A 24,709-nucleotide genomic window follows, 5' to 3' on the forward strand; every position below is an offset into this window, starting at 1 on the left:
TCCTCGATGCGGGGATGGGCAATGTGCTGGCCTTTTTCGAACTGCCCAACTCCCCGGAGATGGGCCGCGACGAGCAGACCCCGCAATGGGTGCAGCACATCGCCTTCGAGGTTGAAGATCTCGATGCGCTGAACAAGGCCAAGAGCCATATCGAAGGCGAAGGCCTCGACGTGCTCGGTCCGGTCAATCACGGCGTCTTCAAGTCGATCTACTTCTTCGACCCGAACGGCCACCGCCTCGAACTGGCGGCCAATACCGGTACGGATGAGCAGATGAAGGAGCTCAACCGCGTCGCGCCGATGATGATCGAGGAGTGGAGCCAAACCAAGCGCGCCCCGCGCCACGCGGCCTGGCTGCACGAGCAGGACTAGCGGCGGCCACGCCGCAGTCCCGGACCTGCCTGCCCTCGCGCAGGCGAGGGATTCGGGATCCTGAGACGACAAACGCCCCGGCCATCTCGCCGGGGCGTTTTCTTTTTTTGCGGCCCCTATTCCCCGAGCCAGTATTCTGACAGATCATGGAGGTGGAGCATTTGGGGAAAACCGGGGACGCACATGATCCTGAGCAGGCTGACACAGGCTTTCCGCGACCAGAACTGGTTCGCCGTCGCGCTGGAATTCGTCATCGTTATTTCCGGCGTCGCCATTGGTTTTCAGATCACGGCCTGGAATGAAGCCCGCCAGGACGAGGTCCGCGAAGCGCTGGTCCTGGCCCGGCTGCAGGCGGACTTCGAGGTGATCCGGGCCAATACTGAAACGACCCTGGAAGATCTCGAACAACGCGCCGGTCACGCCGCGACCCTGGTCAGCGTGATCAAGGATGGCTCCATCGCACCAGCCTCGCCGGAATTCCAGTCGGCCCTGGCGGTGGCCATCGGAACCCCCGTGCCGGCCGGGCGCTCGGCGACCTATATCGAACTCGTGGCCAGTGGTGAGATGCGCCTGGTGCGATCAGAACCCCTGCGCCGGGCTCTGGTGGAATTCGACGAACAGGTGCGCCGGCACGAGCTGGCCTATGACACACTGGCCCAGCTGGTGATCGATAATAATGCCATCCTGCTCGAGTATCAGTCGCTGCTGGCGGCGATCGAGGGCGATGCCGGGGCCTATGCGGACGATATCGAACGCATTCGTAATTCGGCTGAATTGCTGGCCAGCGCCCAGCTCATGGGCAGTATCAGCCGATTTAATCTGAGCTGGAATACGGGCCGGCTGGAAACGGCCAACACGGTGCTGGAAGCACTGAGCAATGCGGGCGGCTAGTCGGCCAGTTCAGCGAAACGCTCCTTGAGGGATCGCGCCTTGATATTGATGGCCAGCCGTTCGATCACATCGGCCAGATCAACGCCGAGCTCCTCGTTCAGCGTGCGATACACCTCTTCCATCAGGGGCGAGAGACGGACCAGAGTTTCCGCCTGGCGATAGCCGGACTGGGTCAGGACAAAGTCGACGCGCTTGTCTTCCTGCCGCACACTGCGCCGGGCAAAGCGCTGGTCGATCAGCACCCGGATACGGCGGCCCACCACCGCCGGGCGCTCGCCGACACTTTCGGCCAGCGCATTGAGCGGCATCGGACCATACTTCCACAGCGACAGGATCAAGGTGCTGCACTCCGGCGGGCTTTCAATCCCGACATCGGCCGCAATGGTCTCTATCTGTCCGTCGAGCTGACGCAGGACCCGGTGAAGCCGGGCGATGAAAAGGACGCGCCCGAGTTCCGGGTCGTCGAAAATGGAAGACATGGCAATGACCTGTTTTTGCGGCCAAACTTGATGAACAGGGTTTGCCGACGCCTTGCGCATTGATTGCGGTTTGGTCATGCGACGGACAGATCAGGGCGTTCGGCCCGGCCCCCGGGGCTCAGCGGTCGCGGCGGCGCAATATCGCTGTGTACAGGCGTCCCTGCGAGGAAGCCGCGCCATCCACAGGCTACACAGCCATGCACCGGATAATGATCATGACCGGCCCTCTCGCAGGGCCTGCGCGGCACCGGCATTGAGCTCCCAGTCGAGCTGGGTGATGACATCGGGGATCTTGCCGTAGGTTGCGAGGAAACGCGTGCGCGCTGCGCGGCTCTCATGATAGAGCGCCAGCACGGCTGGCACTGCAGGGTCGAGCCCCTCCGAGCGAGCCCAGCTGGTGAAATCCACCTCGTAGGCCAGCCCGTCAAAGGCGCGCTGAACCAGGACCAGACGCAGGAGCACCGAGCCCGCCGGCGCATCCTTGTATTCATCACTGACGGGAACGCTGATCGTCTCCGCGCCGGGCGAGCGTACGGCGAGGCGGAGGAAATCTGATCCCGGCATGGGTGGCGGTGCGGTATCGAGCTCGATGTCCATCGCGTGTGTGCAGCACCAATCGGCCAGGATCGCGATCTCGGAATGGCTCATCCTGCCCCCTCTAGACCAACCTGGCCTGGACGCCATCACCCGGCACGGTCAGCCACTCGCCCTCTTTGCGCACATTGCCGACGGCCGTATTGGCCTCGCTAAAGCGAAGACTGTCATCGGGCAATCCGGCCAGAAGCGGGTCGATCGCCTCGCGATCATTGGCCGGGTCGAGCCAGAGATCATAATGATCCGGTCGCAGGATGACCGGCATGCGCGAATGCAATTGCGACATTTCCCGGTTCGGCGGCGTTGTCAGAATGGTGAAACTCTCCACCATTTGGCCTTCGATCTCGGCCCGATCCCACAGCCCGGCAAAGCCGAACCACTCCTGGCCGGCGACGGTGATCCACCAGGGCTGTTTGGCCCCTTTCTCACCCGTCCATTCGTAAAACCCGATTGCCGGAACAATACAGCGTCGCTTGCGGAAAGGCTCGCGGAAGCTGGCAGTCGAGGCGGCGGTTTCCGACTTCGCATTGAAAGTCGAATACTTCATCTCCGACAGCGGTTTGGACCAGAAATGCGGCACCAGCCCCCAGCGCGCCATGACGGCTTCACGGTGATCTTCGACATGGCGGATGATCGGTGCGTCCTGGGTCGGGGCGATATTCCAGCGGGGCTGCATATTCAGCGCCGCCTGCTGGAGCTTGAACATCTCCTGCAGGATCCACCATTCCAGCTTTCCCAACGCATACCGTCCGCACATCTGACCAGACTAGCGCGCTTGGCGGTCCATCGCGAGCCTTATCAAATCCGGTTTGAGCCAAAACGATAAGGCCCGCGCATCTACGCGGCTGGCCGTACAGCCCCGCTTCATCGCGCGCTTTCGCTCGTCCCCACAGCAGCTTATACAGGGTTCAGACTTGCGGCTTCAGGGCCGCGCGGCGCCGGAAGGGGGCTTTGGCATGTCGCGTACGAGTGATTGGATCGACGCCTTTTCCGGCCGCCGGCTGGCCGTTTTCGGCGATGTCATGCTCGACCGTTTCACCTTCGGCGACACGACCCGGATTTCCCCGGAAGCCCCGACCCCGGTCTTCCGCGTCGACCGCTATGAGCAAATGGTCGGCGGGGCCGGAAATGTGGCCCGCAATATCGCCTCGCTGGGCGGTGAGGCTGTTCTGGTCGGCCTGATCGGGACGGACAAGGTGGGCGATGCCCTGCTCGAAGCTGCGGCTGCAACCGAGCGCTTGGAGGCAAAGCTCGCCCGGACCCCGGATGCCCGCACCTCGGTGAAGACCCGGTTCGTCGCCAAGAGCCAGCAAATGCTGCGGGTCGATGAGGAAGATGTCGGCCCGCCCTCGAGCGCTGGTCTCGACGACATGATGGCCGAGCTCGCTAGCGCCCTTGAAGGCGCCAGTGCGCTCGTGCTTTCCGACTATGCCAAGGGCGTACTCAGCGATGACGCCATCGAGCGCGCCGCTGCTCTCGCCGCCGACCGTTCGATCCCGGTCATCGTCGACCCCAAAGCCCGTGACCTGACACGCTATCGCGGCGCCACCGTCGTCACGCCCAATGCCAAGGAAGCGGAAGAAGCGACCGGTATTTCCTGCGCCGATGATGCCGGCGCCGAGCGCGCCGCCGCCGCGATCAGCGCTGCGGTCGGCTGTCCGTTCGTGGTCATTACGCGCGGCCCCAATGGCATGACCGTGCTCAACAAGGACGGCGCGGTGCGTCACCTGCCGACCGCGGCCCAGGAAGTCTTCGATGTATCCGGGGCAGGCGATACGGTTGTCGCCGCGCTGGCTCTCGGCCTCGCTTGTGGCGCGCCGATCGAGGCGGCCGCCGAGCTCGCCAATCGCGCCGCGGGCGTGGTTGTCGGCAAGGTGGGTACGGCCACGGTCTCGGCTGCAGAGCTGCATGTCGCCCTGCATGGCGGTGGCCCGGAAGGCTCCACCATCGTTGACCGGGACGGCGCCAGGCGCGCGACGGCCGCATGGCAGGCCCAAGGGCTCAAAGTCGTTTTCACTAATGGCTGTTTCGACCTCATCCACCCCGGTCACATCTCCATCCTGAACTTCGCCAAGTCCCAAGGCGACAAGCTCATCGTCGCGCTCAATACCGACGCCTCGGTCCAGCGCCTGAAGGGCCCGACCCGCCCGGTCCAAGATGAAGCCTCGCGCGCCACCGTCATGGCGGCGCTGCGCGATGTCGATCTGGTGGTCCTGTTCGACGAAGACACACCGCTGGAGGCGATCACCGAGATCGGTCCGGACGTTTTGGTCAAAGGTGCGGACTATACCGCCGACGCTGTCGTAGGCGGCGATGTCGTCAGGGCGCGCGGCGGCGAGGTGGTGCTGGCCCCGCTGGTGCCGGGGCAGTCGACCACGGCTGCCATCGCCCGGGCCAAGACCTGAAGCCGATGGCCGAGCCCTTTCTCGTCCTGCTCGACCGTGACGGTACCATCAATGTCGACAAGCATTACCTCGCCGATCCGGACGGGCTCGAGCTGCTGCCGCGCGCCGTTGCGGGGCTCAAGGCCATGCAGGATGCAGGTGCGGTGCTGACCATCGTCACCAACCAGTCCGGGGTTGGCCGCGGCTATTTCGATCTGGCCACGGCCCATGCCATCAATGACCGCCTGGTCGAGCTGCTGAAGCCGCATGACATCACCATCCGCCATATCGCCATGTGCCCGCATGCACCGGACGAGGACTGCGACTGCCGTAAACCGAAAACAGGCATGGCCGATCAGATCGCGCGCGAGACCGGTCTCGACCTGACCCAGGCCTGGGTCATCGGGGACAAGGCCAGCGACGTCCAACTGGGCCTCAATATCGGCGGCCGCAGCCTCTTGATCGGCCCGGCCAATGCACCCGATCATGGTCAGGCAGTAACGGTTCCCGATCTTCAGGCTGCAGCAACCCACATTCTTTCCAGAAAAGCGAGCTGACACCCATGTTCATCGTCACCGGCGGCGCCGGCTTCATCGGATCGAATATAGTCGCGGACCTGGCAGCCCAGGGCAAAGCCGTCGCCATCATCGACGAGCTGGGCACGGATGCGAAATGGAAGAATATCGCCAAGCATACGCTGGAGGACGTGATCCACCCCGATCAGACCTTCGAAGCGTTGGAATACCACGGCGGCCGGGTCGAAGGCATCATCCATATGGGCGCCATCTCTGCCACGACCGAGCGCGATGCCGACCTGATTGCCCGCACCAATTTCACCTTGTCTCGCGATCTCTGGGATTGGTGCTCGGCGCAGGATGTGCCCTTCGTTTACGCCTCCTCCGCCGCCACCTATGGCGATGGCGAGCAAGGTTTCGACGATGATGACGACCTGGCTTCGATGTCAAAACTGCGCCCGCTCAACGCCTATGGCTGGTCGAAATGGCTGTTTGATTGCTGGGCCCGGCGCCAGGTCAATGAGAACCGGGCCGCGCCGCCGCGCTGGGCAGGACTGAAATTCTTCAATGTTTATGGCCCCAATGAGCAGCACAAGGGCTCGATGCGCTCGGTCGCCATCCAGGTCTTCGAACAGGTCCAAGAGACCGGCAAGATGAAGCTGTTTGCCTCCGACCATCCTGATTACGAGGATGGCGGTCAGATGCGTGATTTCGTCTGGGTCGAGGATTGCGCCCGCACCGCGATCTGGTGCGCGACCGGTCTGGAGGAGAACGGCATCTACAATGTCGGCTCCGGCAAGGCGCGCAGTTTCAAGGACCTTGCCCTTGCCGTCTTCGCCGCCATGGAGCGCGAGCCGCAGATCGAGTTCATCGACATGCCGGACAAGCTCAAGGGCCAGTATCAGTATTTCACCCAAGCTCGGATGAGCCGCCTGGTTGCGGCCGGCTGCCCGGTCAACGGGACAGCGCTGGAAGACGGTGTCGGCCAGTATGTCCGCGACTTCCTCGCGACGGACGACCCGTTCCGCTAGGCCGAGCGCACGCTGGCGACCGCCTTGGCCCAGCCGGACCGCGCAGTCCGGCGTGCTTCAGCAGCATAGTCGGCCCTGAAACTGCGATCGGCTTTCCACAGCGCGCGGCCATCCTCGAGCGATTTGAACATTCCTGCCTGCAGACCGGCGAGGAAAGCCGCTCCCCAGGCGGTGGTCTCGGTATTGACCGGCCGCACCACCTCGGCGCCGGACATGTCGGCCATGCGCTGCAGGAAAGCGTTATTGCGCGCCATGCCGCCATCGACTTTGAGCGCCTTGGTCTGCATCCCGTCTGCCGCCATGGCATCGAGCAGGTCACAGGTCTGCTGCACCGTGCTGTCGATCGCCGCGGCAGCGATCTCGGCGCGGCCATCGCCGCGGGTCAGCCCGGTAATGGCACCGCGCGCATCGGGATCCCAATAGGGCGCGCCCAGTCCCGTAAAGGCCGGCACGAGATGCACGGTATGGTCCGGCTTGGCCGCCGCTGCCAGCGCCTCGATCTCGCTCGCCTGGGCGATCAGGCCCAACCCATCCCTTAACCACTGGATCGTGGCGCCTGCGGAAAGCACCGAACCTTCAAGGGCATAACTCGTTTCGCCGGCGATACGATAGGCGATCGTGGTTAACAGCTTGGCCTTGGATGTGACTGCATCCGCCCCGGTATTGAGCAACATGAACGCGCCGGTGCCATAGGTGGATTTCATCTCGCCCGGCGCAAAACAGGCTTGGCCGATCGTGGCCGATTGCTGGTCACCGGCGACACCCAGGATCGGAATTTCCCGGCCAAAATGGGAAGCATCGGCCGCCCCGAAATCATCGGCACAATCCTTGACCGTAGGCAGCAGGGATGCGGGAACCTGGAACAGGTCCAGCATGGCCGGGTCCCAGGTATTGGTGCCGATATTGTACAGCGAGGTGCGGCTGGCATTGGTAGCGTCGGTCGCATGCATCTTGCCGCCGGTCAGCCGCCAGATCAGCCAGCTGTCCACCGTACCGAACGCCAGCTCGCCCCGGCCGGCCCGGTCACGGGCACCGTCGACACGGTCGAGGATCCAGGCGATCTTGGTGGCGGAGAAATAGGGATCGAGCAGCAGGCCCGTCGCCGCCTGCACAGCAGCGCCATTTCCGCCCGCCTCCAGTCCGGCGCAGGTTTCCGCTGTGCGCCGGTCCTGCCAGACAATCGCATTATGCAGCGGCCTGCCGGTCTCGCGATCCCAGACCAGGGTGGTCTCGCGCTGGTTGGTGATGCCGATAGCTTCAACGCGCCAGCCCTTTTTCTCCGCCGCGCCCAAGGCCTCTCGCGCCGTTGAAAGCACCGTCGCCCAGATCACTTCGGGATCATGTTCGACCCAGCCGGGCTGGGGGTAGATCTGCGGGAATTCCGATTGCGCCACGGCAATCGTCTCACCCTTGGGACTGAACACAATGGCCCGAGAGCTCGTTGTGCCCTGATCAATCGCCAGCAAGGCCTTGCGCTTTTTGAACATCCTCTCCCCCGAATGATTTATAGCCGAACTATAGCCGTGACGGCGGCAGACGAAACACGCTAGGTTCAGCGCGGGCAGGGAAAGACTTTTATGACTGATCCAGAATTCCAGCTGTCGCGCCTGAAAAGCCCGACCGGCGCCGATCTTGCGCTTTACACCTATGACGCGGAAACCACGCCGCGCGGCATCGTGCAGATCAATCACGGCCTGGCGGAATATGCCGGACGCTACGCACCGTTTGCCGCCTATCTGGCCTCGCGCGGGTACCACACCATTGGACACGACCATCGAGGCCATGGCCGCACCGAGGCCGAGGACGGCGCGCCGCGTCGCTTTGCCGACAAGGATGGCTGGATCAAGGTGATGGATGATGTTGCGGCAGTTCAGGTCGAGGCGCGCCGGCGCTGGCCCGACTTGCCGCTGATCATTTTCGGCCATTCCATGGGCTCGGTGATCTCGATGAATTTCGTCATGCGCCACCCGGATGCGGTCCAGGGCGCAGCGCTTTGGAACGGCAATATGGCCCTTGGCGCCAACAAGGTCGCCATGCGGATTGTCCTGTTCTTCGAAGCGCTGTTTGGCGGCCCCTACACGCCGAGCCTGACCCTGGAAAACCTGACTTTCAAAGGCTGGAACAAGCGTTTCCCGGAAGGCCGCACCGATGCGGACTGGCTCTCGCGTGACACCGCAGAAGTGGACAAATACGCCGAAGACGAAATCTGCGGCTGGCCCTCTTCGGTCTCGCTCTGGCGTGATTTCCTGAGTGGTGTCTCCTATGCGGAGAAGGACCAGAACCTGGCCAACATCCCGCGTGCCCTGCCCTTCCACCTGATCGGCGGCTCCATGGATCCGGCAACCGATAACGGCAAATCAGTCACGCATTTGGCCAAGCGTTTGAAGCGCGCCCAGTTCAAGGACGTCAGGGCAGAAATCCTGACCGACTTCCGGCATGAAACGCTGATGGAAATCGGCCGTGAAGAACAGATGGCCGCCTTCGCTGATTGGCTGGACCGGGTCACCGGCCACGCATGAGCAGCGCCGATGTCGCCATTATCGGCGCCGGTGCAGCGGGCATGTTCTGCGCCATCGAGGCTGGACGCCGCGGCCGCAAGGTCGTGGTCATTGATCACGCCAAAGCACCGGGCGAGAAAATCCGGATCTCCGGCGGCGGGCGCTGCAACTTCACCAACATCCATGCGGCGCCAGAGAATTTCATCAGCGCCAACCGGCACTTCGTCAAATCGGCGCTGAAGCAATACACCCAGTATGACTTTATTGACTGGGTCGACCGCCATGGCATTGCCTGGCACGAAAAGACGCTGGGCCAGCTCTTCTGCGACAATTCGGCCAAGGATATCATCGGCGCCCTGCGCGAAGACATGGCGGAAGCCGGTGTCGATCTGCGCTTGCGCGAAACCGTTGAGGATTATGAGCGAACCGCCGATGGCTTCGCTCTTACACTGGGTTCGGGGGAGCGTATGGAGGTGCAGTCGCTGGTGGTTGCCTGCGGCGGCAAGTCGATCCCGAAAATGGGCGCCACCGGGTTTGGCTATGAGATCGCCGCGCACCTCGGCCTCGCCGTGACCGAAACGCGCCCAGCCCTGGTGCCGATGACGTTCGATGCGGCAGCGCTGGAAGAATTCTCCGCCCTCGCGGGTGTCGCGGCCGAGGTTCGTGCTTTCAACGCCAAGGCCAGTTTCGACGAGGCCATGCTGTTCACCCACCGAGGCCTGTCCGGCCCGGCCATCTTGCAGCTCTCCTCCTATTGGCGTGAAGGGGAGGACATCGAAATCCGTCTGGCACCGGAAACCAATTGGCTGGAAACCCTGCGCGAACGGCGCAAAAGCCAGGGCGGCCAGTCGCCAGAGACCGTGATCAGCCAGGTTCTGCCCAAGCGTCTCGGCAGCTTCCTGGCCGAAAAAATGGAGGCCAAGGGCAAGCTGGCGGAATGGTCGGAGAAACGGCTCAACGGCCTCGTCCATGAGCTGGAACACTGGACTTTGCGTCCGGTCGGATCGGAAGGCTATCGCACCGCCGAAGTCACGCTGGGCGGGGTCGATACCGCCGGGTTGAACTCCAAGACAATGGAAACCAAGACCATAAAAGGCCTTTATTTTATTGGGGAGGTTGTTGACGTCACCGGGTGGCTTGGCGGATACAACTTCCAGTGGGCTTGGTCCTCAGGCTGGTGTGCCGGCCAGCACGTCTGATCCCGCGCTGCGGGCAAAGCGTTTGAGTACAGCTGGTTTCACAAAAAACCTTAGCAATATTGGGCGGGTGCAGGTATCAAGTGTTAGGTAAACACCGTTTGCCAAAAGCCAAGAAATACACGTCTCCAGTCCGGACACCTTCGTATGCCGATGAATAAGTCCTATCTGACAGCGCTCATCATCTTCGCCGCCATTGTGCTTCTGTTTGCAGCCGGCACGCTGATGGGGGGCGGCAATGCATCAACGCGTACGGCTGTAGAAGAAACCGCGCCGCTATTTCAGGTCGTAACGCGCCGGGTCGAGGCGCAGCCACGGCCGGCCATTCTCGCCCTGCGCGGTCGCACCGAGGCCTTCCGCGAGGTTGTCGTCCGGGCTGAGACCGGCGGCCGGGTGGTCGAAACCCCGGCTCTTGAAGGCGGAATGATCGCTGCGGGTGATGTGATGTGCCGCCTCGATGTTGATGCCCGCGCGGCCGCGCTGGATCAGGCCGAGGCCGATTTGCGTGCCCGTCAGCTTGAGTATGACGCGGCCGTCGAACTCTCCGCTCGCGGCCACCGCTCAGCCAATCAAGTCGCCGCCCTAGAAGCCGCACGCGATGCCGCCCGGGCCCAGTTGCAGGCAGCCCGGGAAGAGATCGCCAATATCGAGCTCAAAGCGCCCTTTGACGGGATTTTCGACGGCCGCATTGCCGAGATCGGTGACTATCTGCGTCCCGGCGACCCCTGCGGCACCGTGGTCCAGCTCGACCCTATCCTCATCGTTGCAGAAGTGGCCGAACGCGATGTCAGCGCCCTGACAGCAGGGATGGCAGGCCGGGCCGAGCTCGTCACCGGCGATATCGTTGACGGCCAGGTTCGCTTCGTCGAGCGCCGGGCCGATCCGGCGACGCGCACCTTCCGCGTCGAGCTGGAAGCCCCTAATCCTGAAGGGCGCTATCGCTCCGGCGTCACGGCCGACATTGCGATCCCGCTCGCTGCAGCCGCCGCCCATCGCGTGCCGACATCGGTCCTGACGCTGAATGCTTCGGGCGATCTTGGCGTACGCATTGTCACGGGCGGCGATACGGTGCGCTTCCTGCCGGTCGAACTCTTGTCTGACGATGGCGAGGAAGTCTGGGTCTCCGGCCTGCCGGCGATTTCCGAAGTTATCGTGCTGGGCCAGGAATTCGTCTCTGACGGCACCATCGTGGAGGTCGCTCCCGAGGAGGCCGGCCAGTGACGGGTATCGTCGACTTCGCGATCAACCGGTCGCGCATGATCCTGGCCATCTTCCTGTGCGCCCTCGTCGCCGGGATGATTTCCTTTATCACCCTGCCGCGCGAAGCGGATCCGGATATTCCCTTCCCCTTCGTCATCGTCACGGTGCCGTTGGCGGGTATTTCTCCGGAAGACGCGGAACGCCTGATCGTGCGCCCGACCGAGACCGAGTTGCGGGCGCTGGACAATATCGAGGAGCTCGACAGTGTCGGTGCGCTCGGCGCCGGAGTGCTGGTCGCCGAGTTCGACGTGCCCTTCGACAGCGAGCAAGCTGTGCTCGACGTGCGTGAAGCGGTCGACATGGCGCGGCGCGAATATCCCGACGATGTCCGCGAACCGGTGATTCAGGAGTTCAACTCCGCCCTGGCCCCGACCATTGCAGTCCAGGTCTTTGGCGAGGCTCCGGAACGTACGCTCTATCGTATCGCCCGCGACCTGCAGGACGAGCTCGAGGCGCTGCCGCAAATACTTGAGGTCAACATCCAGGGCATTCGCGAGGAATTGCTTGAGATCGTTGTCGACCCGGCCCTGCTCGAAACCTATGGCGTGACCTACGGCCAGCTCTTCCAAGCGGTGCAGTCCAATAATCAGCTGATCGCGGCCGGAGCGCTCGATAGCGGCGAGGCGCGCTTCCAGGTCAAGGTTCCCGGCCTGTTTGAAAGCGCCGATGATGCGCTCAACCTGCCGCTCGCCTCCTCCGGCGATGCGGTTGTGACCCTCGCCGATGTCGCCAATGTGCGCCGCACCTTCAAGGACCCGGACAGCTTCTCGCGCTATAATGGCGAGACCGCCTTCACCCTGCAGGTGGTCCGCCGCTCCGGCGAGAACATCATGGACACCTCCGCTGCGGTTCGCGCCACAACGGCCGAGATGGCGCAAAGCTGGCCGGCCACGGTCCGGCATGATTTCAGCCTCGACCTGTCCACCTATGTGCGCGACAGCCTGCAGAGCCTGACCTCGTCAATCATGCTGGCCATTCTGCTGGTCCTGATCCTGGTCATCGCCGCCCTGGGCGTGCGCTCAGCCCTGCTGGTCGGTCTCGCCATCCCCTCCAGCTTCCTGTTTTCCTTCCTGCTGCTCGATGTCTACGGACTGACCATCAATATGATGGTGATGTTCGCCATGGTGCTGGCCGTCGGCCTGCTGGTCGATGGCGCCATCGTCGTGGTCGAATATGCTGACCGCAAACTGGCCGAAGGCGACACAAGGCGCGAGGCCTATCTGGCCGCTGGCAAGCGCATGTTCTGGCCCATCGTCTCCTCCACGGCGACGACGCTGGCGGCCTTCCTGCCCTTCCTGTTCTGGGATTCCATTCCCGGCCAGTACATGGCCTATCTACCGCTGACCCTGATTTTCGTTCTCTCGGCTGCCCTGGTGATGGCGCTGATCTTCCTGCCCACGCTCGGCTCGGTATTGGGACGCAAGGGCGGCGTGGTGGATGAGAATAGCGCCGTTGCTCACCTCAACGCCCAGGAAGGCGGCGACCCGCGGCAATTGCCGGGCTTTACCGGCTGGTACGCCAAGATGATCGCAGCCCTGGTGCAGCGCCCGCTGGCGGTCTCTGCCACAGCACTCACGGTCGTCGTCGTGGTGCTGTTCAGCTTCATTGCCCAGGCCAATTCCATGTTCGGCCTGGAGCCGAAACGCTCCGAATTCTTCCTCGATAGCGAGCCGGAACAGCTCTACGTCTTTGTCCGCGCGCGCGGCAATCTCTCTCCGACCGAGCAGTACGAGCTCTCCTTGGAAGCCGAACGCCGTATCGCCGGGATTGAAGGCATCAAGGGCTATTACACCGTCGCCGGCCAGCCGCCGGGTCAAACGCCTTTTGACGGCACGCGGTCGCCGCCGGCGGACAGCGTGGCGCGTATCTTTATCGAGTTCTACCCCTATGGCGAACGGCCCAATGGCCGCCTTATCGAGCGCCAGATCCGCGACGCTCTGGTCGGTATCCCCGGGGTTATCATCGAGGTTCGCCCCTTTGAGCAGGGACCGCCTGTGGGCAAGGATGTTCAGGTCCAGCTGCGCTCGGATGATATGACCGCCCTGGTCGCCGCGACCCGGTTGGTGCGTGGCTATATCGACCAGGTCGAAGGCCTGACCGACATTGAAGACACCTTGCCCCTGCCGGGGGTGGAATGGCGGCTGCAGGTCGACCGCGAGGAGGCCGGCCGCTTCGGTGCCGATGTCAGCCAGGTCGGCGCCGCGGTACAGCTGGTCACTGCGGGTTCGCTGGTCGGGCGCTACCGTCCCGATGATGCCGATGAGGAAGTCGATATCCGCGTACGCTTCCCGGAAGGGGATCGCGATATCAGCCGGCTTGACGATCTGCGGGTGAACACGCCCAACGGGGCTGTGCCGATTTCCAATTTCGTCACCCGCGAGGCCCGGCCGCGCGTCGATACGATCAACCGCCGCGACGGCAAGCGCTATTTCATGGTCCGCGCCAATGCCGAAGACGGCTATGCCGGCAATGTCCTGCTGACCGAAGTCCAGGCCTGGGTGGAAAGCCAGGTCGCTTCCGGCGTTATCCCGCCCCAGGTCGATGTCAGCTATCTCGGGGCTGACGAGGAAAACGCCGAGGCGGGCCAGTTCTTCGCCGGTGCCATGTTGGCCTCGCTCTTTATGATGGGCGTGATCCTGCTCTGGCAGTTCAACAATTTCTGGCACGTCATCCTGACCCTGCAGGCAGTGATCCTGTCTGTGGTCGGCGTGCTGCTCGGTGTGATCCTGACCTTCCCCTATATCTCTGTGCTTTTCCTGGGCACCGGCATCGTCACCCTGGCCGGGATTGTCGTGAACAATAACATCGTCCTGATCGACACCTTCCACCGCCTGCGCGGGCTCGGCATGAGTGTCGACGAGGCCGTGGTCCGCACCGCCTCCCAGCGCCTGCGCCCGGTCATGCTGACGACGATCACGACGATTTTCGGCCTGTTGCCGATGGTGTTCCAGATCAACGCCAATTTCGCCAGCGCCCAGCTCTCCATTGGCGGGCCGGCAAGTGAATGGTGGGTGCAACTCTCCTCGGCGGTCGTCTGGGGGCTGGGCTTTTCCACCCTGCTCACATTGCTGCTCACCCCGGTCCTGCTCGCTGCACCAAGCCGGATGGGCAATTGGCGGCGCAAGATGATCGGCCGCGTGCTGGGCCGCCCGGACGCTCAGCCCGAACCGGCTGAATAAAGGATATCAAAGATGAGCCATATCGATCCGACGCGTGACGCCTTTCAAATCTTCAAGGATCTCGACCGGTCCCAGCCGATCGAAATGCTCAATCTGATCCGCTTGCGCGAGCGCGCCGCCTATGCCGATGGCCGGCCGTCAACCGGGGCCGAGGCCTACGCCAATTACGGCAAGTTCTCAGGGCCCATCTTCCAGAGTGTCGGTGGCAAGATCATCTGGCGCGGTCAGCCGCAATGCATGCTGATCGGACCGGCCGAAGAAACCTGGGATATCGCCTTCATCGCCGCCTATCCGACCGCGGGCGCATTCCTGGAAATGGTCACCAACAAGACCTATCAGAGCGAAGCCGTACCACACCGCCAGGCCGCCGTGCTCGACAGCCGCCTGATCCGGCACCAGCCGCTCGGCGGCGGCGATCAGTTCGGCTAGTCGCGATAGACACGGATCAAGCGTCCGTCCGGCGCGTCTTCCAGCACCAGAAGCGAACCGTCCGGTGCCACACGGACATCGCGCAGCCGCGCTTCCAGCTCACCGAGGATAATGGTCTCGCCGACGACGGCACCATCTTGCAGATCAACGATCCGCAAATGCCCGCCGGGCGTTCCGGCATCCCCGGCAATCAGCGCTGAGACGATCAGGTCGCCCTGCCATTCCGGGAACATCGCACCATCATAGAAAGCCATCCCCGCCGGCGCGATGGACGGCGTCCAGTGATGGAGCGGGTCAGTCATGCCCGGATAGGTCTCAAACGGTGTGACAATGGCGCCAGTATAGTCCAGGCCAAAGCTGGCAATCGGCCAGCCATAATTGGCGCCCGGCACGAGGATGTTGATCTCGTCGCCGCCACGCGGACCATGTTCGTGGGAATAGATGATGCCGGTTTCCGGATCGCGCACCACGGCCTGCGGATTGCGGTGCCCGTAGGAATAGACCCCCGGTGCGCCATTCTCGACCTCGGCCGGGAAAGGCGTGCCGTCATCGGCGAGGCGGATATAGGTGCCGAGATGGTTTTCCGGCACCTGGGCTTGTTCGCGGAAATCAAACCCGTCGCCAGAACCGAGCAGAATGGAGTTGTCCTCAAGGAAAACGAGGCGCGCGCCGTAATGCACATCCGTACGCCGGCGCGGCTGGTCGGCGAAGATCTCCTCAAACCCGACCAGCGCCCCATTCTCGAACCGTCCGCGGCCGAGCTTGAGGGCGTTATCGCGAGGTGTGCCTTCCGACCAGGTCAGATAGACCCAGCCATTGCTTTCAAATTCGGGATGAAGAGCGATGTCCATCAACCCGCCCTGGCCCGAATAGAGCGAAGCGGGCACGCCGGAGACCGGTTCGGAGCGCATCTCCCCGTCATCCATCCAGCGCAAGGCGCCGGTTTTCTCGGTGATCAGGATATCTCCGTCCGGAAGCACAGCCAGCGCCCAAGGCGTATCAAGCGCGCCATAGAGAACTTCATGGGAGTAATTATCCTGCGCCGCTGCGGCACCGGTCAGTCCTGCGGCCAGGATCAAGCTCGTCAAAACACGCACGGTCAGCCCCTTCGCTCCATTTCTGCCAATCTAGCACCGAAGACGCCGGCGTCGACGCCTAAAGCCGCGATGCGCTTGACGCGAACTGCGCAGCATGGCTCGCTAGCGGCGAGAGAGGGAGAAGATACATGCTTCGCACGATCGCGGTTTTTCTGCTGGCCCTGATCACGGGCACGGTGCTGGTCTCAATCGCCAACACCCACGTCGTGCTGGAAGGGCTGACCGGTGTCGGCGCAGAAATTCCCACCACAGTCCGTGCCGGAGCCATCTTTGACGACCTCGCCGGCTTCGGCCCGGTGCTGGCCATCCTTCTGCTGATCGGATTTCTGATCGCTTTCCCGGTCGCCGGCTTTATTGCGCGCCTGCTCGGGCCGGGCTGGCGTAATATCGGATACACGCTGGCCGGTGCTGTCGCCGTTTTCACCATCATCAGCGGCATCACGCTTTACTATAATCAGATGTTGGATTCGACGATCACGCCCGTGGCGTCAGGCCGCAACTGGCCGGGATTGCTGGTACTTTCCCTTGGCGGTGCAGCCGCGGGACTACTCTTCGCCCTGCTCAAACCCCCGGCCCAGACTGATTAAGGTCAACACGGGCGACATAATCTGTCTCAAATCCACGTCGAAATACGGACGTCTCCTTAAAAGCCCACTCCTATCCTTCTTTCCCGGATGGAAGGAGCGGCGGCATGCATCAATTGAGGCAGACGGCTCGCGCGGATTTACGCCGCGTGGTCAAGGGCGGGGCGACGACCCGAATTCTCGACCTCCACTCCATCGCTCGCAAATACGGCCAAACCGACGAGCATGGCGAGGAGCCGTTCTTTCACAATTCCCGGCTCAATCGCTGCTTCATCATCAAGCATACCGTGCGGGCGCATGAGCGTTCCTATGTGATGTCGAACCAGCCGGTGGTCACGAAGATACTCATACCTCTGGCGGAAGAAGATCTGGCCCTCGGCGGGCATGCGGTCTTCGTTGAAGAGATCGGATTTGCCAACAAGATCCGCAGCCATTTCGAGATTGCCGACGATCCGCACCTGACCGACCTGGATCTCCTGCGCCTGCGCGAGCTGGCATCGATCCCGTCCTTTGACCCGTTCTTGCTATCCGAGCGTTTCCGCAATCATCCTCGCCCGGTCGCCGAATGCTATTTCGACATCACCGAGGATGAGTCCCGGCGCATGATCGACAGCGTCGCCGGACAAATACTCGGTGTCGTCGCCCTCGCCTTCGGCGACGAGAAAAAAAGCGCCAAGGATGATGCAAGGGCGATGAATTTTGCCCGCCAACTCTTGTCGAGCGAGGACAATGGCAAGCTGGAATTCCTGCGTCTGTCGCTGGATATGAGTCCATCCGAATTCAAGTCCGGCATCTTCGGCTGGAAGGGTATTCTCTACTATCGCTGGTGCATGACCGAGACGCTGAATGCGGTGAAGGACTTCCTGCGCCAGATATCTGATCTGACCATCGTCAATGCCAACCAGACCGAAATGGTCGAACTGGAGCATATGCGCCGCACCATTATCGCAGAGACCAGAGCACGCTGGTCCAATCTGACGATGATCATGCAGGAGTACGAGACCGTCTTTGCCCGCTTCTGTGCTGGCGAGGATGCTCGCGGCTTCCAGGACTTCCTCCTGAAAGCGCCCAACCTGTTCTACGATATTGGCAGCGATCTCTCAGTGGTCAGCCACATCCCGGGCTATTGGCGTTACTGGGATGATCAGAACACCAAAGGCTATTTCCAGGCCCGGGAGGCCATGCCGCTTTTTGCCAGCTTCGTCGCCAGCGTGACGCGGGAACGCATCACGGAAAGCGGCCAGGACGCACCGCGCACGCACCGTTCCACCTCCGTTATCCCGCGCCCGGAGGTCTTCGTGCCGCCCGCCGCCTGACCCCTTCGGCGCTATGCATTGGTTAACCAATGAGACAGAAAGCCCGGCCGGTCCTGTGCCGTATTAACCGGTTTGTTGCGCCACCCGAGGATACTGCCAAGCCAGAACCAGCGGGGTGGGCGTGGCTCGAGCACAAGATGCAGGCAATCTAAGGCGAATGGTCCAGGGCGGGGCAACCCCGCGCATCCTGGATCTGTATTCGATCGCCCGGCGGTTCAGCCGTTATGATGCGCACGGCGACCGGCCGCTGTTCAACGATAGCCGTCTCAATACCGGCTTTCTGGTCAAGCATACCGTCAGACCGCACGAACGGCCCTATCTGATCTCGGACAACCCGGTGGCGACCAAGATCATTGTGCCTGTCACCGTATCCAACCTGAATATGGGCGGGCATGCCTTCTTCGTGGAAGAGCGCGGCTTCGAACCCCGCTTCCGGGAATTCTTCGGCGTCGATAATGACACCTCGGTTTACTCCGAGGACCTGGCCCGGGTGCGTGAGCTGGCTGACATGCCCTCCTTCGACCCGTTCCTGCTGTCCCACCGCTTCCGCCAGCACGAGCGCCCGGTCGCCGAATGCTATTTCGACATTTCCGAAGATGAACTCCAGCGCATGGAGAAATATGTCGCCGAACAGATCACTGACATGGTGACACTGGCCTTTGGCCAAACCGGCGGCATTGGAGATGCGGAACGAGCGCAGACCTTTGCCCGTCATATCCTGGCCGGCGAGGAAGCGGAGAAATTCGAGCGCCTGCGCCACGCCCTGTCCATGACGGCGGAGCAATACCATGAAGCGATCTTCGGCTGGAAAGGTCTCTTGTATTATCGCTGGCGGATCGATCAGGTCCGCGATTCCCTGAAGCGCTTCATTATCGAGATCAACGACGTCATCGTTCTCGGCGTCGCCCAGCACGAGCGCATCGCGATTGATGATATCCGGCGTCATATTCTCGCTGAAACCCGCAAGCGCTGGACCTCGCTCATGGGCATAATGGCAGATTATGAAAGCGAGTTCGCCGCCTTCACCCAGCGCGGTGATGCCGGCGCCGTTCGCCGTTTCCTGCTCAAGGCTCCGGGGTATTTCGCTCAACTCGGCTACGACCTCGCCGCAGTCAGTCATATCACCTCCTACTGGGCCTATTGGTGGCGTGATCGCGAGCCAGGCAAGCTTTCTGCCCGTGATGCGATGGAGATCTTCCCGGGCTTCCTGCGCAGCCTGATCCGCGACAAACATGATGATGAGGAAGAGCGCATGGCGAGCTGACCGCTCTGTCGCGCAAGGGTGACCCCCGGCGCTGCACGGCGTATGTCAGACCCATGTCTCCGCCGCTCCTCACGCTCCAGAACGTCCATCTCACATTTGGCGTCACCCCATTGCTCGACGGGGCAGACCTCACCGTGTCCGAGGGTGAGCGCCTGTGTCTGGTCGGACGCAACGGTTCAGGGAAGTCCACTTTGATGAAGGTGGCGGCCGGACTGATGGAGGCTGATAGCGGCGATCACTTCGTCCAACCCGGCACCACGATGCGCTATCTGGAACAGGACCCCGATGTCAGCGCCTACAAGACCATCATGGACTATGTCCGCTCCGGCCTGGCGCCCGGTGATGAAGACTATCGCGCACCCTATCTGCTGGAACATCTCGGCCTGACGGGCGAGGAGGATCCGGCCCGGATGTCGGGCGGTGAAATCCGCCGCGCGGCCCTGGCCCGGGCCTTGGCGCCGGACCCTGACATCCTGCTTCTGGATGAGCCCACAAACCATCTCGACCTGCCTGTCATCGAATGGCTCGAAGAGGAGTTGCGCTCGATCCGTTCAGCCCTCGTGCTGATCTCTCACGACCGCCGCTTCCTGAGCCATTTGTCGCGCTCGACGCTATGGCTTGATCGTGGCCGTACCCGGCTGCTGAACAAGAGCTTTGCCCATTTCGAGAGCTGGTGCGACGAATTGCTGGAGCAGGAACAGCTCGACCTGCATAAGCTCGACCGCAAGATTGTGCGCGAAGAACACTGGCTTCGCTATGGTGTGACAGCCCGGCGCAAACGCAATGTACGGCGGCTCTCTGAGCTGCAGGACCTGCGCAAGCAGCGCGCTGATCATCGCGGACCACAGGGCAATGTGAAGCTGGAGGCGACGTCAGCGTCGGAGACCGGCAAGCTGATCTGTGAAGCGGAGGGCATCTCCAAGCGCTTTGGCGACAAAGTCATCGCGGACGACTTCTCGATCAAGATCGCCCGCGGCGCCCGGATCGGCCTGATCGGTCCCAATGGTGCCGGCAAAACGACCTTGCTCAACATGCTCACCGGCGCGTTCGAACCCGATAGCGGCCGGATCAAGCTCGGCCTACGACTGGAAATGGCGACGCTGGATCAAAAGCGCACTGTCTTGAAGCCTGACTGGACTGTATCAGAAGCCCTGACCCAGGGCGGCGGAGACATGGTCGAGGTCAATAATTCCCGCAAACATGTCATCGCCTACATGAAGGATTTCCTGTTCGCGCCGGAGCAGGCAAACACACCTGTCGAGGTCCTGTCAGGCGGTGAAAAGGCGCGGCTGATGCTGGCGCGGGCACTGGCCCTGCCCTCCAATGTGCTGATCCTCGACGAACCGACCAATGATCTCGACCTGGAAACGCTCGACCTGTTGCAGGACATGGTCAGTCACTATCAGGGCACGGTTTTCCTCGTGTCCCACGACCGCGATTTCATCGACCGCACCTGCACCAGCGTTCTGATCACCGATGGCGATGGGCGGTGGACCGAATATGCGGGCGGCTATAGCGACATGGTCAATCTGCGCGGCTATGGCGTGCGCAAACCCGAGCAAGCGACCTCCAAGTCTGCGGCTGCACCGGCAAAGCCTGCTACGGCCAGGCCTGCCGCTGCACCGCAGCGCCGCCGCATGGCCAATAAGGACAAATACGAGCTCAAGCTTCTGCCGGACGAGATCGACAGGCTGGGCGAAACTATTGCCACCCTCGAAGCCCGCCTAGCTGACCCGAAGCTGGCCGCTGATCCGGCCGCGTTTGCCAAGGCCAGTGCCGAGCTCGGCGCAGCCGTTGAGGCTCTCGCGCAAAAGGAAGATCGCTGGCTGGAACTGGAGGCGTTGCGCGAAGAGCTCGAAGGCTAGCTGCGTTGCTTCACCACATCGCTGGGTGAACAGCCAAAGGCGCGTTTGAACGCTTTGGAAAAGGTCGGGTAGTCGGTGAACCCGCCCCGCTCGGCCGCCTCACGCGGTGTCAGCTCCGTCACGGTCAGGACCGAGCGCAGCCAGCCGAGCCGGATCGCGCGGTGATAGACCGCCGGAGTGCACTGATAGGCATCGCGGAAATAGCGTGCGAACTGGGCCGAGGACAAACCGCAATGGCGGGCGGCCTCATCAACGGAGACAGCCTCCGACGCCTTGCTGCTGAGAAAATACCGAGCCGCTTCGAGGCGCGAAATAATATCCTCGCGCTTGGCCTGGCCGGCCACGCTGAGCCGTTTGGCGCACATGCTCAAGCGCCGCAATGTGCGGTAGGTCCGCGCTTGGAGCTTCAGGAATAGCTCGTCGGTCATGGTCACGGTGCCATCGAGCAGCGCGTCTGGCAGACCACCAAGAATAGCCGCGCGCGGCATGCGGAAGACCACATCGCGCGGCAACGCATGGCGCTCGATCTTGAACTGCTCCATGAGTGTTTGCGGCGCGAATTGGAGGCAGACACCTTCCACAGTATCGCCCTCGCGTACGGACAGGCGGAACGGCGTGTCGATGCCTACAAGAAGCACCGTATCGGGGGTAAGGACGAAATCGCGGCCGTGAATTCGAAAGTGCTCAACACCGCTCTTAATGGTCTTGAGACTGATCGAGTGAGAGACGTTTTCCGTTTCAATGTCGCTCAGGCGCAACTGCAGATAGCGGCTGGTGGATGGCGGTTGATAATCTTCACCATCCGTTGCGATGCGCTGGAAAATTCCCTGATCCAATTCCGTAGACGCCTCTTGCATCGATATTTGCGCAGTTTCTGACATGCCCCACCCGGTCTCGCTAGGATACCGTCAGATCATCGCGTTGCAAGTTTCTCGCAACAAGATGCGTATCAACGGGTTTCGATCCGTGCGCGCCGGGTTTTTATTCTGTGCGATAGATGCCGGGCTATCAGGCCGCAGCGGCTCCACCTTCCGCACAAGGTGGACCGCTGCGGTTCCTAATCCGGCCGTTTGCGTCCCTAGCGCAGACGGTCGGATCTAGCCGGTCCCAAGATCACAGCATTAAGCAGCAGTAGATCCAGACCATTGAGATAGGCCCGTGTCGTCGGAGACTGGGTAAAGGCAATGACCTGGCCAGCCCCCATATCGCGTGCGATCAGGAAAGGCTTCTGGGCCAGCTGCTCAGCGTAGTCATCCCACAGATACCCGCCCGCGAGCAGTTCATCTGCGGCCGCGTAGCGCATTACCGTATCCGCATTATCCATCGCCACCGGAGCATAGATATCCGACCCGGTGACCAGAGCGGCAGCGCCACCATCATAACCGGCCGAGAGCCAGCTATTGGGATTGGCCACGATATTAACCAGAGCACCGGGGGAGCTGTCCGGCATCGCGCCGGATTCCGCCTCTGCCGCTTCGCGTTCCGCTTCTGTCGTCAGAACGACGCCATCAGTCGTCGCCGACGGCGTTGCCGCGGCATCCCGCGGCGTATCGGCGGCTCGCTCACGCTGGGCGGGAATGAAGCCATTGTCCGGATCGGCCAGCCAACGCGTCGCCGAACCGAGACCAATCAGGGTTCCACCTTCGCGGGCAAACTCCTGCAGCGGCGCAGCGCGCAGCGTGCTGGAATATCCCGGGAAACCCTGATCCGGCAGGATGATGACGTCATAGCGCGACAGGTCCGCACGGGTCAGGGTGGACGGACGGATCACCGTAACGGGCAATCCGAAACGGCGCTCAAGAACATAACGCGTCGCACCGGTCGAGGTCGCGCTGGTGCCCTCACCCCAGGCCAGCGCAATGCGCGGCGCGCGGATCGGCTGGAACTCATCGGAACCCGGATTGGGACCATCATCGACCCAGCTGGAGGACAGGCCGGCATAACGCGCGCCGCTGTCAGCCGCGAGACGGGCCAGGGTAAAATCCAGCTCCGCCGGAGCATCAGTCCGAGGGATCACCACCGAGCCGCGCGGATAGGTCGTCGAGCCAATACGGAAGGCGCTGTCGGCACTGCGCATCGGGATACCTTCTCGCGCCAGCTGCGCCACCAGGCGTGCCTGCCCGGCGTCATCCCAGGGGATGACATAACCCCAGCGCGCTTCCCCCCCGAGCGAGCCGCTCGGCATCTCGTCGTCAGCATTGACCTGCTCCCCGGCCAGGGATGGCAGACGGCGGCAGGAGGCCGCCTCCACATTGTGCATCAATGGCAGCGACCAGGCAGTCACGTCATAGAGCTGTGCGCTCAGACCGGCTTCACGGCGGCGCTCCTGCTCTGCCATGAAGTCAGCTGGCAATTCCGTCGTCGGCTCAAGCAGCGTCCGGGCGAGATGGCCCGACGGCTGGTCATACCGCACCAGGAACGCACCATCAGAGAAGGTGGAACCACAGGCGCTGACACGGCCGCTCACCCGCTCGACCTCGATCCCCTGAGCGGCGAGCTGACGCGCCAGGTTCTCCGCATTCCAGCGATTGGTCGAAGCATCGAAGATCGTGCCGTCGGCACCGTCGCCGGCAGCCCCGCTGCGGGCCTCAACCCAGCTGTCGAGAAAGGCGCGACGGTTACGTGCGGTCGCTTCCGCGGTGGACAGGCTGGCCACGAAATTATGATGCACGCCGTCTTCATAGGTCAGCAAATCGCCGTCGCGTTGACGCCATAACAGGCCGCGCGGAGACGCCTGCTCATAGGTCATGGCGACGCCACCCTGCATAGTCGGCCACATATCGCCATAGCCGGGATAGAAGGCGTCATAGACTTCACGGGTGAAATACTCATAGCCGAGCAGGTCGAAATAATCGCCATTATTGCGGCCGATCGTGACCTGCCCCTGGCGCTGGGCCTGGGAGATATAGGGATTGAAGGGTTCAGCCGACGGCGCGAAGAAATACGTGCTGTCGCCGCTCATCTCATGGGAGTCGACCACGACCTGGGGATACCATTCCTGCATCGCAGCAACGCGCCCCTGGGTCTCCGGCTGGCTCATGGTGAACCAGTCGCGGTTGAGGTCGAAAAGATAGTGGTTGAAACGTCCGCGCGGCCAGGGTTGGTCGTGCTCGGCGGAGAAACGATCTTCATCCGCTTCCAGGCCCCGGGCCGAGGAGAAGCTGGCGATGAAACGGGCCCGGCCATCAGGGTTCTGGGTTGGGTCGATAATGACGATGGTGTTCGCCAGGATGGTCTCGACCACCGCGTCATTCTCGGCTGCCAGCAGATGGTAGGCCGTCATCAGACCGCTATCCGGCGGCGTCACCTCGTCGCCATGCACACCATATCCAAGCCATACGATCGCCGGTACACGGTCGAGCAGGGTTTCACGCGTGGCTGCGTCGAGCGCGTCGGGATCAGCCAGCTGCTGGATATCCGCCTGGATGGCATCAAGCCGCGCCATGTTTTCGCGTGATGCGATAATGCCATAGACCAGATCACGGCCCTGCCAGCTCTGAGCATAGGTCACCACACGCATCCGGTCCGGCGCTGCCGCCGCGAGAGTGCGGATATAGTCGACCGCATTTTCCGGGGTGGTGATTTCGGCGCCGAAATCATAGCCCTGAACTTCCAGCAGTGACGGAATGCTCTCGTCATAGCTCACCTCGAAAGGTGAGGTTTGCGCCGGAGCGGCTGCGGCTAACGTCAAACTGCTCGCCAGAGCGAAGAGTGCGGTACGGATCATGGGAGCCCCCCAGGGGTTGAGAATTCCAA

21 protein-coding genes are annotated in these 24,709 nt (G+C 62.4%); 14 read left to right on the forward strand and 7 right to left on the reverse strand.

Going from position 1 to position 24,709, the window contains the following annotated elements; genetic code table 11:
- Window positions 1–371: VOC family protein (locus tag Q1V57_RS06605; protein ID WP_300528864.1), on the forward strand; the 371-nt coding region annotated here is incomplete at its 5' end.
- A 183-nt stretch (window positions 372–554) separates the two neighbouring features.
- The gene (locus tag Q1V57_RS06610) at window positions 555–1,262 is read left to right on the forward strand and encodes a hypothetical protein (RefSeq protein WP_300528866.1); all 708 of its coding nucleotides are present in this window, start codon (window positions 555–557) and stop codon (window positions 1,260–1,262) included.
- Here the strand turns inward: Q1V57_RS06610 and Q1V57_RS06615 are convergent.
- From Q1V57_RS06615 to Q1V57_RS06625, 3 genes are all read right to left on the reverse strand, one after another.
- Entirely contained in the window at window positions 1,259–1,741 is a 483-nt protein-coding gene (locus Q1V57_RS06615; RefSeq protein WP_300528868.1) for a hypothetical protein, read from the reverse strand. The two genes, Q1V57_RS06610 and Q1V57_RS06615, sit on opposite strands and share 4 nt — an antisense overlap.
- A gap of 213 nt (window positions 1,742–1,954) precedes the next feature.
- Window positions 1,955–2,389, reverse strand: a complete 435-nt coding sequence (locus Q1V57_RS06620) for a hypothetical protein (protein WP_300528871.1) — start codon at window positions 2,387–2,389, stop codon at window positions 1,955–1,957.
- 10 nt (window positions 2,390–2,399) lie between these two features.
- A complete protein-coding gene (locus Q1V57_RS06625) occupies window positions 2,400–3,092 on the reverse strand; it encodes an SOS response-associated peptidase (protein WP_300528873.1) in 693 nt (230 codons plus the stop codon).
- Between the two features lie 199 nt (window positions 3,093–3,291).
- Between Q1V57_RS06625 and rfaE1 the strand changes: the two genes are divergently transcribed.
- Genes rfaE1 through rfaD form a run of 3 tightly spaced genes read left to right on the forward strand, consistent with a single transcriptional unit; the run spans window position 3,292 to window position 6,265 of the window.
- Complete coding sequence (gene rfaE1, locus Q1V57_RS06630; RefSeq protein WP_300528876.1) at window positions 3,292–4,740, forward strand: D-glycero-beta-D-manno-heptose-7-phosphate kinase; 1,449 nt, start codon at window positions 3,292–3,294, stop codon at window positions 4,738–4,740.
- Between the two features lie 5 nt (window positions 4,741–4,745).
- Window positions 4,746–5,276, forward strand: coding sequence for an HAD family hydrolase (locus tag Q1V57_RS06635; RefSeq protein WP_300528878.1), 531 nt, complete (start codon window positions 4,746–4,748; stop codon window positions 5,274–5,276).
- 5 nt (window positions 5,277–5,281) lie between these two features.
- The gene (gene rfaD / locus Q1V57_RS06640; RefSeq protein WP_300528879.1) at window positions 5,282–6,265 is read left to right on the forward strand and encodes an ADP-glyceromanno-heptose 6-epimerase; all 984 of its coding nucleotides are present in this window, start codon (window positions 5,282–5,284) and stop codon (window positions 6,263–6,265) included.
- Here rfaD and glpK read toward each other — a convergent pair.
- Window positions 6,262–7,752 (reverse strand): glycerol kinase GlpK, encoded by a 1,491-nt coding sequence (gene glpK, locus Q1V57_RS06645; RefSeq protein ID WP_300528880.1) that lies wholly within the window; start codon window positions 7,750–7,752, stop codon window positions 6,262–6,264. The two genes, rfaD and glpK, sit on opposite strands and share 4 nt — an antisense overlap.
- A gap of 90 nt (window positions 7,753–7,842) precedes the next feature.
- Between glpK and Q1V57_RS06650 the strand changes: the two genes are divergently transcribed.
- The 5 genes from Q1V57_RS06650 (at window position 7,843) to Q1V57_RS06670 (ending at window position 14,827) form a co-directional block, all read left to right on the forward strand.
- Window positions 7,843–8,784: an alpha/beta hydrolase gene (locus Q1V57_RS06650; protein WP_300528882.1), complete on the forward strand. Its 942-nt coding sequence runs from the start codon at window positions 7,843–7,845 to the stop codon at window positions 8,782–8,784.
- Window positions 8,781–9,962: an NAD(P)/FAD-dependent oxidoreductase gene (locus tag Q1V57_RS06655; RefSeq protein ID WP_300528885.1), complete on the forward strand. Its 1,182-nt coding sequence runs from the start codon at window positions 8,781–8,783 to the stop codon at window positions 9,960–9,962. The genes Q1V57_RS06650 and Q1V57_RS06655 overlap by 4 nt, the downstream gene beginning before the upstream one ends.
- A gap of 144 nt (window positions 9,963–10,106) precedes the next feature.
- A complete protein-coding gene (locus tag Q1V57_RS06660) occupies window positions 10,107–11,180 on the forward strand; it encodes an efflux RND transporter periplasmic adaptor subunit (protein WP_300528887.1) in 1,074 nt (357 codons plus the stop codon).
- Entirely contained in the window at window positions 11,177–14,398 is a 3,222-nt protein-coding gene (locus tag Q1V57_RS06665; protein ID WP_300528890.1) for an efflux RND transporter permease subunit, read from the forward strand. Before Q1V57_RS06660 ends, Q1V57_RS06665 begins: the two co-directional genes overlap by 4 nt.
- Before the next feature lie 12 nt (window positions 14,399–14,410).
- Window positions 14,411–14,827, forward strand: a complete 417-nt coding sequence (locus tag Q1V57_RS06670) for a DUF1330 domain-containing protein (protein ID WP_300528893.1) — start codon at window positions 14,411–14,413, stop codon at window positions 14,825–14,827.
- Here the strand turns inward: Q1V57_RS06670 and Q1V57_RS06675 are convergent.
- Window positions 14,824–15,924, reverse strand: a complete 1,101-nt coding sequence (locus Q1V57_RS06675; RefSeq protein WP_300528896.1) for a PQQ-dependent sugar dehydrogenase — start codon at window positions 15,922–15,924, stop codon at window positions 14,824–14,826. The two genes, Q1V57_RS06670 and Q1V57_RS06675, sit on opposite strands and share 4 nt — an antisense overlap.
- Before the next feature lie 128 nt (window positions 15,925–16,052).
- Here Q1V57_RS06675 and Q1V57_RS06680 point away from each other — a divergent pair, with 128 nt between their 5' ends.
- The 4 genes from Q1V57_RS06680 to Q1V57_RS06695 all read left to right on the forward strand — a co-directional run bounded on the left by Q1V57_RS06680 (window position 16,053) and on the right by Q1V57_RS06695 (window position 20,953).
- A complete protein-coding gene (locus Q1V57_RS06680; protein ID WP_300528898.1) occupies window positions 16,053–16,511 on the forward strand; it encodes a hypothetical protein in 459 nt (152 codons plus the stop codon).
- A gap of 104 nt (window positions 16,512–16,615) precedes the next feature.
- On the forward strand, window positions 16,616–17,824 hold the full coding sequence (locus tag Q1V57_RS06685) for a hypothetical protein (RefSeq protein ID WP_300528900.1): 1,209 nt from the start codon (window positions 16,616–16,618) through the stop codon (window positions 17,822–17,824).
- A gap of 121 nt (window positions 17,825–17,945) precedes the next feature.
- Complete coding sequence (locus Q1V57_RS06690; protein ID WP_300528902.1) at window positions 17,946–19,088, forward strand: hypothetical protein; 1,143 nt, start codon at window positions 17,946–17,948, stop codon at window positions 19,086–19,088.
- Window positions 19,089–19,141: 53 nt separating this feature from the next.
- The gene (locus Q1V57_RS06695) at window positions 19,142–20,953 is read left to right on the forward strand and encodes an ATP-binding cassette domain-containing protein (RefSeq protein ID WP_300528904.1); all 1,812 of its coding nucleotides are present in this window, start codon (window positions 19,142–19,144) and stop codon (window positions 20,951–20,953) included.
- On the opposite strand, the gene Q1V57_RS06700 is transcribed toward Q1V57_RS06695, so the two are convergent.
- Together Q1V57_RS06700 and Q1V57_RS06705 are read right to left on the reverse strand one after the other, a co-directional pair.
- Window positions 20,950–21,789 (reverse strand): AraC family transcriptional regulator, encoded by an 840-nt coding sequence (locus Q1V57_RS06700; RefSeq protein WP_300528907.1) that lies wholly within the window; start codon window positions 21,787–21,789, stop codon window positions 20,950–20,952. The genes Q1V57_RS06695 and Q1V57_RS06700 overlap by 4 nt on opposite strands.
- Window positions 21,790–22,031: 242 nt before the next feature.
- Window positions 22,032–24,680, reverse strand: a complete 2,649-nt coding sequence (locus tag Q1V57_RS06705) for a M14 family metallopeptidase (protein ID WP_300528909.1) — start codon at window positions 24,678–24,680, stop codon at window positions 22,032–22,034.
- Window positions 24,681–24,709 lie beyond the last annotated feature (29 nt).

This window comes from Maricaulis sp. (assembly GCF_030149425.1).
GTDB lineage: Bacteria > Pseudomonadota > Alphaproteobacteria > Caulobacterales > Maricaulaceae > Maricaulis.